Source organism: Vibrio sp. JZG10, assembly GCF_054064075.1.
In genome coordinates this window covers 460,451-474,218 of the sequence record NZ_JBSUGE010000003.1, presented here as the reverse complement: position 1 = coordinate 474,218, position 13,768 = coordinate 460,451, and the positions used below count along the sequence as shown (strand labels likewise).

Sequence of the window (13,768 nt, the reverse complement as noted above, 5' to 3'; positions counted from 1 at the left end):
GTTTTAACCGAATTGGCGATAAAACAATTCTCATGAGCCATGTGGTGCATTTTTTCTAATTGAGATCGTGTCGGTTGATTATCACCAGCAAATGTTATCTTAGGGTTTAGTGGGCTTTGATGCGTAATTCAGACGAGAAACCAAACCTCCTAAAGTTGAGCAACTTTTATACAATATACGGAGTTTCAGGCATACCAAGCCCTGTAAGTTTGTTCAGTGCTTTGATCATGGCGTAAGTCTCGCCAACCTGAGCGTTGTAGTTTCTCAGGCTTAATTTTCCACCTAACAACTGTTTCACCCGATACATTGCTGTCTCTGATAGCGAGCGCTTATGATAGCCATACCGCTTTTTCCATTTCTTGTTGGAGCCGTAGAGCTTCTGACAACCTACTGCTAAATTGCGAGGGTGTCCTTGTTCCCAGAAGGTAGCCCCTTCTCGTGGCGGGATAAGCGGAACCGCTCGCTTGAACCGTATAGCATCATGGCAATTCCTTGTGTCATAAGTGCCATCGCCTGATATCTCAATGATTTTACGACGTGTCTGCTTGAGTAAGTTGGGGAGCACTTCGGCATCAGTTACGTTAGATAAGCTCAGCTCTGCTGCGACTATTATGCAGCTTACGCCAGACTCTTCGCTTCCCATCAGTTCCATGCTTCTTGACCTTCCATTCACCTTCGCCATAAACCTTGAGGCCAGTGGCATCAATAGCCAGGTGTTGGATAGCGCCTCGTGATGAGGCTTTGAAATTAATCTCTACATCCTTAGCTCGGCGACTGATGCAAGTATAGTGGGGACAAACCAATGGGACGTTCGCCAATCTAAAAACAGAGTCGATAAAGCCTTGTAGCGCCCTTAAAGGTAAGGAAAAAATGCGCTTTACCATGAGAGCAGTCGTGATAGCGAGATCACTAAACAATCTTGGTCTACCACGTTTATCCTGTTTAGATTGTTTCCACTCAGATATGGCCTCTTCGTCAATCCAAAACGTGAGTGAACCTCTGTTGATCAAGGAGTTATTGTACTTGCACCAGTTAGTGGTTTTGTAGCGAGGCTTCGGCATGTAATCAAAGTCAGTGAATGAATGTCCCTGATCTGATCTGATCGTAAGATTCTGATTTAGTTCATTCGATTTCCGCAACAAAGCCAAGTCACAGTATAAAGTTTGCAGTAAGTTCCTCATTCCTGGGGAAAGACCATTCTCTGCATCTTCAAGAGCTATCGGTAAATGACTTCGCAAAGCTTTAATAGACAAAGGGAAAACCACTCCGTATTCAGCGGCGAGCCCTCTGATCTGGTTCGACAAGGCAGTTCTGTTCTCCATCAAGCGTTTACGGACACTGCGTATTGCTTTGAGGTCTTGTTGCTCAACAGACTTAACAGGAACAAAATGAATATCAGGCCTAGAAAATGCTTCGCAAATTGCTCTCGCATCATTCGCATCGTTCTTTTGTCGCCCAACAAATGGCTTTACGTGCTGAGCTGGGATAAGAGCTACGCTATGTCCAAGCTCTTGAAATATTCTACCCCAATGATGCGAAGTTGCGCATGATTCCATCGCAATAGCCGTTTTCTCTGGTAATTGACGGACTGTATCAAGAAGCTTGTCACGCTTTACCTTTCGGTTTGACAAGATTTGTCCATCAGAACTCAACACGCATACTTGAAAGAGGTTTTTGGCTATATCGATACCGACAACTTTAATAGACATGATGATTACTCCTGCTCTTACTGGTTGCACCATTAGTTTGGTACAACGGTGCTAGAAGGGAGGTGCGTCCATCACATCAAAGCCTTCAGTTGGTGAAAGCCAATTCCTGAGACCTGAGATCAGAATTTATTCTACATATCTAAAAGCGAATGATGAAACGCCTTTTGCTGATAATAAGGACAGTCAACTGAGCTTTACCCTTGATTTCTCCCGTACTAATTTGTACCAGCTAAAAACGTTATAAGTCGAGTGAGTTTTACATACTTAAAGTAATTCGTGTTTAACTAAATTAAGTAGAAACTCTAACGAGCTTTTGTCCATTTATGTGTTTTACTCAGAAAATAGAATATTACCACATTGACTTTCTATAAGTTATCTGTAGTCTTGTTCTTAAGTCAACTGACTTAGACACTTGTAATTGATTTGTATGACTAGTTGTCGAAAACTCTTTTATATACAAGGGTTTGCGAAAGATTTTTAGCAAGCGATAGGGTTCAAATCCCTATCTCTCCGCCACTTATTAGAAAGCTCGCATTTATTGCGAGCTTTCGTCGTTTTAGTGCTTGTAAAATGACGGAGGTTCGACCCCCTAGTCGTATACGGCCCCAGAACTTCACCACATTCCAATAAAGAGCCCGCTAAAAATTAGCGGGCTCTTTATTTCTATTTTCTAGTGTTTAAGCAAACTTCTTAATCATTTCAGATAGGTCATTGGTACAACTTTGCACTTTAGAGTTCATCTGATTCGTTTCTGTCATCAGATCATACGATTCACTGTACTTTAAGTTAAGCGACTGGATGTTTTCGTTAATCTCATCCGTTACGTAAACCTGTTCTTCTATCGCTACCGCAATTTGTTGATTTCGCTCGACTACATCCTGAACGAGAGATTGTAGCTGTTGGATGCTTTCTAAAGCCGTGCCTAATAATGTTACCGTTCCAGTCGACATTTCATTGCCTTTCTCTAGCGCAGAAACCGCTGATTTACTGCCCTTTTGAATCCCTTCAATGGCCGCTTTAATTTCTGTTGTCGATTCCTGTGTTCTTTTAGCAAGGGTTCTCACTTCATCCGCAACGACTGCAAACCCTCTCCCTTGTTCGCCTGCCCTCGCCGCTTCAATTGCTGCATTCAACGCTAATAAGTTGGTTTGTTCAGCAATATCATTGATCACTTCAACAACGGTTCCTATTTGCTCGGTTTGTTGGTTCAAACGCATGACCACTTTAGAGATTTCGCCGAGCTCATCCACCAGCTCTAGTACCGAGTGGTTAACATTATCGATAACGCTACGGCTATCTGTCATCGTGTTCTGCGCTTCTAGCGTAGCATCGGCCGTCGCTTGAGCATTATTTGATATCTCAGATGATGAGGCTTGCATCTCGTTGACCGCTGTAGCGACCGAGTCGATCTCTACTTTCTGTGCACTCAAGTTTTCCGTCACTTGCTGGCTATTAGTCGCAGCACTGTTGGCACTTGCACGCGTTTCTTCGCAAGAGTCTTTTACAGACACTCCGACTCGCCCTAATAGCGCATCTGCAAATTGCTTACGCATCTTCATACCCAGCTCAATTTCAGCCAGATCGTTAATTTTTCCGCAATAAATATACTCCATTAGCGGATTGTTGAAGTCTTGCCTAGCCTGTCTAGCAAGCTTCTCAACTGGCCTTGTTAATACATAAATTGAGAAAACGGAAAGTAATGCAGCAATGCCAAAGGCCACCGCTGGTGATTGGTTCATTTGTAGAGTTAGCAAGCCAAGAAGGTTTGAAATGAAAAGAAAGAAGGCTGATCTCATCCACAAACGCGTACGAGGAAGATACATTTGCAATGGTTTACCGTTATTCCGAAGCTTTGAATACGCTTTTTCCGCTCGTTGAACGTGTATACGCTCAGGTTTAAATCGAACCGATTGGTATTCAACAACTTCACCATTGGATTTGATAGGAGAAGCAAACGCATCAACCCAATAATACCCTCCGTTTTTACGTCGGTTTTTCACCATTCCCATCCAGTGTTTTCCGGCTTTTAGGTGCGTCCATAAATCTTTAAAAGCCTGTTTCGGCATGTCTGGGTGGCGTACAACATTGTGAGGCTTCCCGATAAATTCACCATCACCAAACCCCGCGACTTCATTAAAGTTTTCACTGGCATATTTGATATAGCTGGACGTATCGGTGATAGAAACTAGGCTGTAACTCGAAGGGTAATCATATTCCGTTTCACTCATAAACATGTGTCCTTACATTGATTAATTAAATAAACGGCAAGTATGAGTGTAGCAGCATAACATTTATGCGCATAATGATAAGCTCATTGTAAAATTCAATGAAATTACTGATAGGTCAATTTATTACCTGCAAACATAGTGGCGGTTTCACTCTCAAATAGCACTACCCTTGAGTGCTCACAAGATGCTGCATTGATTAAAATTAATACACAAAAGCGCTTCCTTACTGAGTTCGTAAATTGTTATAAATAAACGATTACAACGAAAACAAGGAAGACAAACATATGACTATTCGTTTTAGTCAACTTGCCGCTCAAGGGAACACGGCTCACCTATTTATTGACGATTGGAAAATAGATACTCAGCAATCTTGGGGAATATTCAGCGCGGATGGGGATATTGGTTCTCTACTTGGAGACCTTATTTGTGGTGAACTTTCACCAATAAGCGGGAAACTTGAGCTTGATGGGCTGTCCGTTGCTCAAGTGTCGTTATCAGAGCAACAGCGATTACTGGAAAGAGAATTAGAAAAGGACGATACAGACTTTCTTGATCGTATCGATCAAGGCAGTACCGTTTACTCACTCATTCAGGAGCGCAGCCAAGACGCTAATTTAATAGATCAGCTGATTACCGATCTCGACCTAACTCACCTTAAACACAGTGGCTTTCGTGTTCTCTCTACAGGGGAAACAAGACGAGTGATGCTAGCTCGCGCTTTAGCAACACAGCCTGATTTGTTACTGCTAGATAACCCATTTACTGGTTTAGATATCGCCCATCGAGCAGCTCTCGCTCACTATTTACACTCGCTTTCTCAAACCGTACAGCTACTGGTCACGTTTTCTCGCGAGTCTGATATGCCTGAGTGGATTGATCGCGTTGCGCTTTTCAGTGCAGGAAAGCTGGACAGTACGATGGATAAATCCAGTTGGGATAATCATCCAATCATTGAACAAATTAAATCTCAGTCCGAGCAACAGAGTGAAGAAATGATGAACTTGATACGTCAGCATCAGCACTCGACACACTTCGACAACCCAATATTTAAACTAACAAATGGGTCTGTTGAATACACTGATAAGAAGATCTTTACTGACTTAAACTGGCGAATAGACAAAGGTCAGCATTGGCAGATCAAAGGCCCAAATGGCTGTGGGAAGAGCACCTTGCTTGGGTTAATCTTTGGTGATCATCCTCAGTGCTACAGCAATGACATTGATATCTTTGGTAAAAAGCGAGGGTCTGGCGAGACAATCTGGGAAATTAAGCAGCACATAGGTATGGTATCTTCAGCGTTACACCTTCAATACCGCGTTAACTGCAGTGCGCTAGACGTGATTTTGTCCGGTTTTTACGACTCCATAGGGTTGTATAACCAACCCACTCGTAAAGAAGTGGACATCGCAAACGAATGGCTCGACATCCTACATATGAGCCAATACCGAAAAACCTCATTCAAGCAATTAGAGTATGGTCAACAGCGCCTGTTGTTGATTGCAAGAGCCATCGTTAAACAACCAACATTACTGATTTTGGACGAGCCATATCAAGGGTTGGATTTTCTTGGCAGGCGTTTAGTTAAGAATACACTTGAGCTCATCGCCCGAGAGAATTTAAGCCAGCTATTGTATGTATCTCATTACCAAGAAGACCGCTTGGATAGCATCAAGAATGAGTTAGAGTTTGTTTTTGATGACAATGACCAATGTTATCGGGCTAACGTTTACCAATCATAATGACTTCGCTGAGCAAGTTGATCATAAGGTAAAGGCTTGGAGTAAAAATATCCTTGATGATATCGCACTCCCATCTTTTTCAAATGGTCGGCTTGCGCCGTTGTTTCTACACCTTCAGCGATGAGTTGTACTTTTAGCTCTTCCGCAAAGTGAACAATAGCTTTTAAAACAGAAGCACTAAGGCTAGGTATACCAATAGTTTCGACAAAACATTTATCGATTTTTAGGTAATCAATACGCATGTGCTGCAGAAACGCCAGCGAGGTTTGACCGGTACCAAAATCGTCGATTAACACATCAATGCCATGTACTCGCAGCGCTGCGATACACTTTCTGGCTTCAGCATCAATGAGTTGACGTTCTGTTATCTCTATGCCTAATGAGACGTTATTTCGACTTAACTTCCTATCAATGAGTTGAATCTTTCTAATCGCGTTTGGCCCAACTAAGTAACCGGGCGGCACATTAATACCAAGGTGAACAGACTGATTAAAGTCTAATTTACTAAAGTCTTCTGCCGCTTTATCGAGAACGTAATCCGTGAGCAAAAAGACCAATCCACTTTGCTCCGCCGCTGGTACAAACTCATCAGGAGAAATGAACCCTTTATTCTGATGTTCCCATCGCACTAGGGCTTCAAAACCAAATAGTTGACCAGTATCGACGTTAATCTGGGGCTGGTAATACAGAGTCAACTCGCCTTTCTTTATGGCTTTCTTTAAATCCAGGACCAAGCTTCGATGAGGATCGATAAATTTATTTAACGCATATAAGCAAAGATAGATAACAAAAATGATTGGAATTGAATACAAAAAATAGGAAAGTGTTCTCTGTTTGACGAATAGATCGCTAGCTTCACTCAAAGCTTCATACTCAAACATTTGCGACGATTTGATGCCAATAGGATTACTTCCCGTTCTCAACGCTTCTTCAGGTGCAACTTGGTCATGAATAAATAAGGCAGAGCGTTTTAAACGTAAATCGTTATTAAATCCTATCTTCGCATTAAAGTAGTCATGATCAATAATCGTCACCGCTTGATAACCGTGCTCTCCTTTGGTCACGACGAGCAAAAATTGGTCATATACGCTATCCACGTTTCCCAGTGCTAACGCTTGTCCCTCAGGAAATGTAATGTGCTCGGCTAACGGCTTAGAAATTACGCCCAGTTTAGAAGAGCACGTAATGATCCCATCTTTTACAATCAGCATTTCTTCGATATCTCGTTCAAACATCAAGTTTTGCTGAAGCTCTTCACAGCGTCTAGGATGCAACAAAGCCGTGCGGTTTTCGGTCTCTATTTGGAATAAAATTTCGTCTGCGATTTGAACGTTTTTTTCTAATAGATGGTTGAGGTTGTTTTGCACGCTTTCACGAGCTAAATACAAGACTTCGCCAACAATCAAAGGAATGGGCAACAAAAAAATGATGGCTTTTTTAAAAAGCGCCTTATTCAGCATATAAAAGTAACCTTTTATAAAACCGATTTACTGAGATGGTATCTGGAATCTGATACCCACTAGCAACTCTCGTTTATAATATTATTTATTTAGATTAACTCAGTATGCGAAACACTTGGTAATACCGCAAACTAAACAATGCCTTAATCCCTCCTGTTCCAATTTAGCATCAAACGACTCAAACCTGAGACGTCAATACGACATCATTTTTGAGCCTATCGGTACCGAGATAAACCCTCAGTCGTCAAATTCTCACTATACGAGAATTACCCATTAAAATTATTTTTCTTTTCTCAGTGATTAAGAATTATATTTGTCGTAATTCATATAACACGTTACAACACTCTCATGACGACAAACAAAGCTAATGCGAACCAGGTAAACGAAAAAGCACTGCAGTTGTTAATGCAAGTTGCAGTTAGTCCATTCCCAGTCTCTGCGAAAACGCTAAGCGAGCAATTGAACGTTCCTTTGAGCAGTCTCTACAGACACTTGAAGCTACTCAAAGAGTGGAACTTGATTGAAGAAAGCGTACACGACAAGACATTTGTCGTTGGCCCGGCAGCATTGCTGCTCATGCATAGCTATGAGACCGCACAGCATGGGTTAGATATGGTCGAAACCATACTGGCTCGGTTGGTACAACAAACAGGGGAAATGGCCGCTTATATGGTACCTGCAGGGTATCGCGCGCTTTGTGTCAGACAAAAAGAAAGTATGCAGGCGCTACGTTGCAGCTTCGTCCAGGGTCAAAGTCAACCTCTGCTACGTGGTGCCTCATCTAAAGTGATGCTCGCTTTTATGCCTCAAAGTCGATGCGAGAAAATCTTGAGATACTTTAATCAAGATCACCGACGAGACGAATGGGAACAAGAGCTCACAACCATCCGTAAACACGGATATGCCGTCAGTACTTCTGAAATTGACCCGGGTGTTTCTGGCATCAGTGCACCAGTGATGAAAGGAAGCAAACTGATCGGCGCGGTCTCGGTGATGGCTCCGGCCCACCGAGTCGAAAAGGATAAGCAGCGCATTATTTTGCATGTGTTGCAAGCGGCAAGGGCACTACCACCAGAAAGGTAATTCATCATGTTAAGCTTTTTCAAACGCTATAAACTCCACCACACCGTGAAACAGCCGCAGCATTACCCTTTTTCTTTTATGACAGTGTGTGAGTATTTGCCACCCATGTCTAAAGGCGCGTTTGAATTAGCTGATCAAAGTTTGGAAAATGCTAGCGATTGGCTATACCAACAGCATGATCATGAAACCGCTGAAAACTTTGGTCACTTCAACCACGACAAGCTGGAAAATGGCGAGTTTCAGGAAGCATTAAGCCTTTCGCTTTCTCGCCACTCAATTCCTGTTTTAGTAACTAACTGTACCGAGGCAATCTTGTCCATGTTACCTGTGGTCGTGTCCTATCGAGACGAAGTGGGTGTGGTAAATATTGGACATGACATGAACTTGAAGCCAACACTTGAACCACGTTTAGGCTCGGCATTCCATTTTGCGCTTTCTCGCTATCAAAACGTGCGATTATTTTTTGCTGGTGTTAGCGAACAAGATACAAAGCAAGAAACGTGGGAATACGCGGAGGATCAAGGTTGTGACTGGGTAACCGATAAAGAGTTTTCTTTTCGTCATCGCAATAATGTAAAGCAGTTGATCGGCAATTACCTCGACCATTGCGACCAAATAATCCTCAGTATCGACCTTGGCTCCCTAAAAACCAAAAACAGCCTTGATGGTACCTCAGAAATTGATATCCAAATGGTTCTACGCACCATTAGGCAATGTCTGGTTGCAGGTAAAGTCAGAGCCATTCAACTCGTAGGCGATCGCGATCGTCTGGTCTATTCGAGACAAACGAAAGCCATACTAGAAGAGTTATACCAAATGGCCCCACTCATTGTTCACGCAGCCTAGGATTAAGTTCGGTTCAGAATCAGGACGCTCAAGCTACTGATTCTGAACCAACATGGTTAATTATTATCTTTTACCAACAAATAGTTACATGAATAAAGCGACTTATGTCACACTTAGCTATTGAACTAATCACATACTTACGTTCTAATAACACCACTATGCTTTGGTATGACATACGAAATAAAAATAGCCAAAGTTCAATAAGTAAGCGGATTAAAAACCAAAAACACCGCCGACATTTCAACTTCTGTGAGCATTTGATCACGCTCGCTTGATGCCATCTTGTTCCACTTTTTTAGGACATTTGATGATGCGTCTTTGCAGTATTTTCGCTGCGGTTCTTGTTTTACCGCTAGCCTCACACGCCACCACTTATGACGTCAAAGATCTATCTGAGCTAGGTCAACTTTGCTCACACAAGAGTTTTAGTATCGAAAGCGATGGCACGACTTATCGCTGTACAGGGGAAATAGTCCTACCTGCAGGTGACAAAATTATCTCCTCATTACCGGAAAAAGAGATAACGTTAAAAGCAGATTATGGCATTGTGTTAGAGGGGAACAATACGATTGGTGACCCCAATAAGCGTATCTCTCTACACGCACTCGCTACCGGATTAACGGTTAACAATGAGAAAGCTTCAAGCATTGACGATTACCAAAACAAGCACACGGTTATCTATGGTGATCTTCTATCGGCTTATCCAACAAAGCTGCATAACATTCTCATAGACGGGAATATTAAGCTAACAGGTTCGACACTTCACATTGATGGAGCGTACAACACCATAATTGGTGATATTTCGACACACAGCACGACCGATATATTCAATGCAAACATCTGCGGTAAGGTCGAATCACAAGGCGACACACTACACCTAAAAACAAACCATCCTTTACAAGATCATTTTGTCGTCGGTGACATTGTGGCGCACAGTTCTCTGCTTATTGATGACATGGAGATCTACGGCACTACTGAGACTAAAGGAGCATCTGCCGCATTGAACGGTTCGTTCTATGGCTCTACTACAGCAATTAAATACTTCCAAACATTGAACTTCAACAACGCTCCAAATCAGCCAAGTCAAGTTTGTGGTGAAATCCAACAAACGCCAGGAAGTGCACAAACGAAAGCACAAGACAACAGATACACGCAATACTGTGGATTGGGCGACACTGATTGTCACTACTCTTCTCAGCTCTGTCCGATCACCCCTCAAGATGTTCCGAATTGCAGCATGCAACCTCCATCGGAGAACGACTTCGACCTAAGCGTCACACCATCGGACGACATGGCACTGATGTGCGGCGACGATCTTCCGCAATTTACAGCAACAACAACCAATAATGGAGAAGTTGTAAGCGCAGAAGTCAGTGCAGCCCTATCACACCCTGACTTGTTCACTTTAGAGGTGATCAAAGGTCAGCAGACATTAAAAGCAAACCAATTTATGTCTGACGACAATGGTGAGCTCGTTGTTCGAGTGGTCCCGAACGATATTGATGCCATCGCGTTAGATACTAACTACACGCTGACTTTCACTATGGCAGAAGACACCAGCAAGCATCAAACGGTTAGCTTTATGTTTACGCCATTTATGTTTGAGGCCTACTCAAAGACGAAAAGCGCAACTTTAAATGAAATACGCGTTATTGCAGGTAAACCAGAAAACGTGCATACGCGATTGCTGGCTTGTGCCTCCACCGGCGAACCTGTAGTGGCAAGTAACTACAATGGTACTCCTAAGGTTTTTCATCCATTGGTTCAACCATTAGGAGGAAGTGAAGGAAACTTTAGCTATTCAGCGGAATTTAAAGACGGCTTGTCTGAACATGGTCTTGTCACGAACGAGTCCGGCATATTTGAAGTGACACTGTCCGATCATTTTGAATGTGAGGGATTTGAAGAGTGCCCTGAAGAAGGCAAAGTGGAAGTGAAAGGAACATTTAATGTGTACTCGCGACCATGGACACTGGCTATCTGTGACAACCAACGTGCTTTGCCTTCTGGCACCTCTGAACAAGGAGATGGGTTTATTGCCGCCGGAGAACTTTTCTCTCTAACAGTGAAGCCGATCATTTGGCAAACTGACGGCTCTGTAAGTGGTTCTGTTGAATCAGCACGTTATTGTGATGCCTCTATCACCCGTAATTTTATGCTTGATGACGCTCCAGCAGCATCCGTTGTCTTGTTGAGTGAGCAACATACGCCATCAGAGACAGCGAACCAAACCTCGAAATTGCTAAAAAGTAGTTACTCACTGGCTCAGGCGCATAATTCAGCCAAGAATGATCAATTCGTCTTTAATGGATTATATTGGGAAGAAGTCGGGAGCTTGAGAGTAAAAACAAACCTAGAAAGTAAATATCTAGGTATGACTGTTAACGAAGGCTATCGTTACATCGGTCGTTTTTACCCAAAATATTTTCAAGTGCAAGACCAAGAATGGCACTACCCACATGGCCAAACTTTTGCTTACATGAATCAACCTTTTGAAAAAGTCACTTACGATGTTGTCGCACTCAATGCGAATAAAGAAAACGTGAAGAACTACGTCCACTTTTCATCTAACCTTCAACAACATTTCGATTTAGGCGAGCTAAGCTCATACTCCGAACGTTTTTTGCCGCCTAAGCCTAAGAAGGTAGACTGGAAACTACTGGGTAGCGCGAGTGTTGGAACGTTTGTTATCGAGAAGCCCTCAACCAACGCGACTTGTAACAATAGCCCATGTTGGAAAAAGAACACAACCGATAAACAATACCCTGATGGTCCATTTAATAATGGGACTAACAGTGACAGCAGCAAAATAGGTATAGTCACGACTAAAGCCGTTGATGAGGTAAATTTCTTTGATAACAGCGAAGTGCTCACTCAACAACCGGACATTCGATTCGGTCGTTTGAACTTTCAAGATGTAGGAGGCAACCAAGGCATGGTGATCAAAGTGCCACTTGATGTGGAAATTTGGCAAAACGGCCGATTTACGACTAACTTCGATGACAGCTCAACAACGGCGAATGGTGAATATTACTTCAGCACGCCAATTTGGTCGCATGCGCCAGCAAACAACGCCCTGCTTTCTGGCATTGGAACGATGAGTATTGGCAGAATGACCGATATCGTTGCAAGCCAAATTGACTCAGCGCGCGAGCAAATACAATTCCACCTAGATTTAGACAGCTCAGGCAATCGCATCCCTTGGCTGAAATACGACTGGGATAGCTCTACAAGTGAAGAGGAAAACCCACCAGTCATTGTTACGTTTGGTATTCACCGAGGAAACGATCGCATTATTTATCGTGGTGAACCCAATATGCTTGGCCTAAATTAACACGAAACGGCAAACAAAAAGAGCCCCTCAATTGAGGGGCTCTTTTCACACAAACTGTGTAATTTACTTTGCGCCACGACGCGCTTTCAGGCGCTTCACCATAGCAAGACGACGCTCTGCCGACCCTTGGTCTGTTGCCGACTGGTTCGGATTATTACGACGACCTTGACGATTCTTGAATGCTGGTTTTGAGTGCAGCTTTTCAATGTAAGATTCACGCTGTTTTGGTTCATAGCCTGCAAGCTCAATACGGCGAATGCGTTGCTGGATTAGATTTTCAACCTGAACCACCGTGAGCTCTTCATCTCGGTTTACAAATGAAACAGCATGACCTTGTTTACCTGCACGACCCGTACGACCAATTCGGTGAACGTAATCTTCCGCTAGGAAAGGCATGTCATAGTTCACAACGTGAGGTAAGTCTTCAATATCTAGACCTCGAGCAGCGACATCGGTAGCCACCATGACACGTGCTTTACCGGACTTAAACTCTTCTAGCGCACGACGACGAGCACTTTGAGCACGGTCACCATGACAAACCACCGCTTTGATACCATCAAGTTTCAGCTCTTTTACCACTTCGTTTGCGGTCTCTTTATAGTTCACAAATACCAACACTTGTTTCCAGTTTTTGCGACCAATTAGCTCTGAAAGCAGTTCTGTTTTTCGCTCTTGATCAACTGGATATAGCACGTGAGCAACTGTTTGTGCCGTAGTATTTGCACGCTCTACTTCGATACGTTTTGGTTTACGCAGAATGTCTTTCGCTAACAGATTTAGCTGGCTTGAAGTCGTTGCCGAAAACATCATGATTTGCGGGTCTGTATCCACATCCAGCATGATCTTACGAACTGCATGAATAAAGCCCATATCCAAGATACGGTCTGCTTCATCAAACACCAAAAACTCTAAGTGTGCCACCGAGACATTACCTTGTTCGATGTGTTCTTCCAATCGACCAGGTGTAGCCACAAGGATATCAACACCATTTTCCAGTGCCGCAACCTGAGAAGACATTTTACGGCCACCGAAAATCGCCGCCACCGACAGATTGGTGTACTTCGTATAAGCTTTGATGTTGTCAGCAATTTGTTCAGCAAGCTCGCGAGTTGGAGCCAAGATAAGTGCACGAGCAGTCTTACGAGAAGCGCTACGGTTACTGTCTAACAACTGCTGAATCATAGGCAGAGAAAACGCAGCCGTTTTACCAGTACCTGTTTGTGCTGTAGCGAAAATATCATGGCCTTTGCGAGCCATTGGAATCGCCTTCTGTTGAATTGGCGTTAACTTTTCATAACCGCATTCTGCCAGTGCTTTAACCACTTCTGGCGCAAAACCTTGAGATGAAAATGACATTGAGCGTATTCCT

The 13,768-nt window shown here is 43.2% G+C and carries 7 protein-coding genes and 3 pseudogenes; 4 read left to right on the top strand and 6 right to left on the bottom strand.

What is annotated here, in order from left to right:
- The 4 genes and pseudogenes from ACWYVB_RS07005 to ACWYVB_RS06990 form a co-directional block, all read right to left on the bottom strand.
- Nucleotides 1–110 (bottom strand): annotated as a pseudogene (locus ACWYVB_RS07005) (OsmC family protein); the annotation flags it as partial.
- A gap of 56 nt (nt 111–166) precedes the next feature.
- Nucleotides 167–1,061: pseudogene (locus ACWYVB_RS07000) on the bottom strand (IS5 family transposase).
- A gap of 27 nt (nt 1,062–1,088) precedes the next feature.
- Nucleotides 1,089–1,709: pseudogene (locus ACWYVB_RS06995) on the bottom strand (IS110 family RNA-guided transposase); the annotation flags it as partial.
- A 677-nt stretch (nt 1,710–2,386) separates the two neighbouring features.
- A complete protein-coding gene (locus ACWYVB_RS06990) occupies nt 2,387–3,937 on the bottom strand; it encodes a methyl-accepting chemotaxis protein (protein ID WP_457528475.1) in 1,551 nt (516 codons plus the stop codon).
- Between the two features lie 284 nt (nt 3,938–4,221).
- On the opposite strand from ACWYVB_RS06990, the gene modF reads away from it, so the two are divergent.
- Entirely contained in the window at nt 4,222–5,676 is a 1,455-nt protein-coding gene (modF, locus tag ACWYVB_RS06985) for a molybdate ABC transporter ATP-binding protein ModF (protein WP_047009315.1), read from the top strand.
- Here modF and ACWYVB_RS06980 read toward each other — a convergent pair.
- Nucleotides 5,664–7,136, bottom strand: a complete 1,473-nt coding sequence (locus ACWYVB_RS06980; protein ID WP_301574611.1) for an EAL domain-containing protein — start codon at nt 7,134–7,136, stop codon at nt 5,664–5,666. The two genes, modF and ACWYVB_RS06980, sit on opposite strands and share 13 nt — an antisense overlap.
- Before the next feature lie 348 nt (nt 7,137–7,484).
- On the opposite strand from ACWYVB_RS06980, the gene ACWYVB_RS06975 reads away from it, so the two are divergent.
- The 3 genes from ACWYVB_RS06975 (at nt 7,485) to ACWYVB_RS06965 (ending at nt 12,399) form a co-directional block, all read left to right on the top strand.
- Nucleotides 7,485–8,219 (top strand): IclR family transcriptional regulator, encoded by a 735-nt coding sequence (locus ACWYVB_RS06975; RefSeq protein ID WP_005391048.1) that lies wholly within the window; start codon nt 7,485–7,487, stop codon nt 8,217–8,219.
- 6 nt (nt 8,220–8,225) lie between these two features.
- On the top strand, nt 8,226–9,065 hold the full coding sequence (locus ACWYVB_RS06970) for an arginase family protein (protein WP_005391051.1): 840 nt from the start codon (nt 8,226–8,228) through the stop codon (nt 9,063–9,065).
- A gap of 307 nt (nt 9,066–9,372) precedes the next feature.
- Nucleotides 9,373–12,399, top strand: coding sequence for a DUF6701 domain-containing protein (locus tag ACWYVB_RS06965; RefSeq protein ID WP_457528472.1), 3,027 nt, complete (start codon nt 9,373–9,375; stop codon nt 12,397–12,399).
- A gap of 63 nt (nt 12,400–12,462) precedes the next feature.
- Here ACWYVB_RS06965 and ACWYVB_RS06960 read toward each other — a convergent pair whose 3' ends face one another.
- Nucleotides 12,463–13,755, bottom strand: a complete 1,293-nt coding sequence (locus ACWYVB_RS06960; RefSeq protein WP_005386186.1) for a DEAD/DEAH box helicase — start codon at nt 13,753–13,755, stop codon at nt 12,463–12,465.
- Nucleotides 13,756–13,768 lie beyond the last annotated feature (13 nt).

Coding starts and splice junctions, on each gene's coding strand:
- ACWYVB_RS06990 (WP_457528475.1), bottom strand. CDS start 3,937: ATGAGTGAAACGGAATATGATTACCCTTCGAGTTACAGCCTAGTTTCT.
- modF (WP_047009315.1), top strand. CDS start 4,222: ATGACTATTCGTTTTAGTCAACTTGCCGCTCAAGGGAACACGGCTCAC.
- ACWYVB_RS06980 (WP_301574611.1), bottom strand. CDS start 7,136: ATGCTGAATAAGGCGCTTTTTAAAAAAGCCATCATTTTTTTGTTGCCC.
- ACWYVB_RS06975 (WP_005391048.1), top strand. CDS start 7,485: ATGACGACAAACAAAGCTAATGCGAACCAGGTAAACGAAAAAGCACTG.
- ACWYVB_RS06970 (WP_005391051.1), top strand. CDS start 8,226: ATGTTAAGCTTTTTCAAACGCTATAAACTCCACCACACCGTGAAACAG.
- ACWYVB_RS06965 (WP_457528472.1), top strand. CDS start 9,373: ATGATGCGTCTTTGCAGTATTTTCGCTGCGGTTCTTGTTTTACCGCTA.
- ACWYVB_RS06960 (WP_005386186.1), bottom strand. CDS start 13,755: ATGTCATTTTCATCTCAAGGTTTTGCGCCAGAAGTGGTTAAAGCACTG.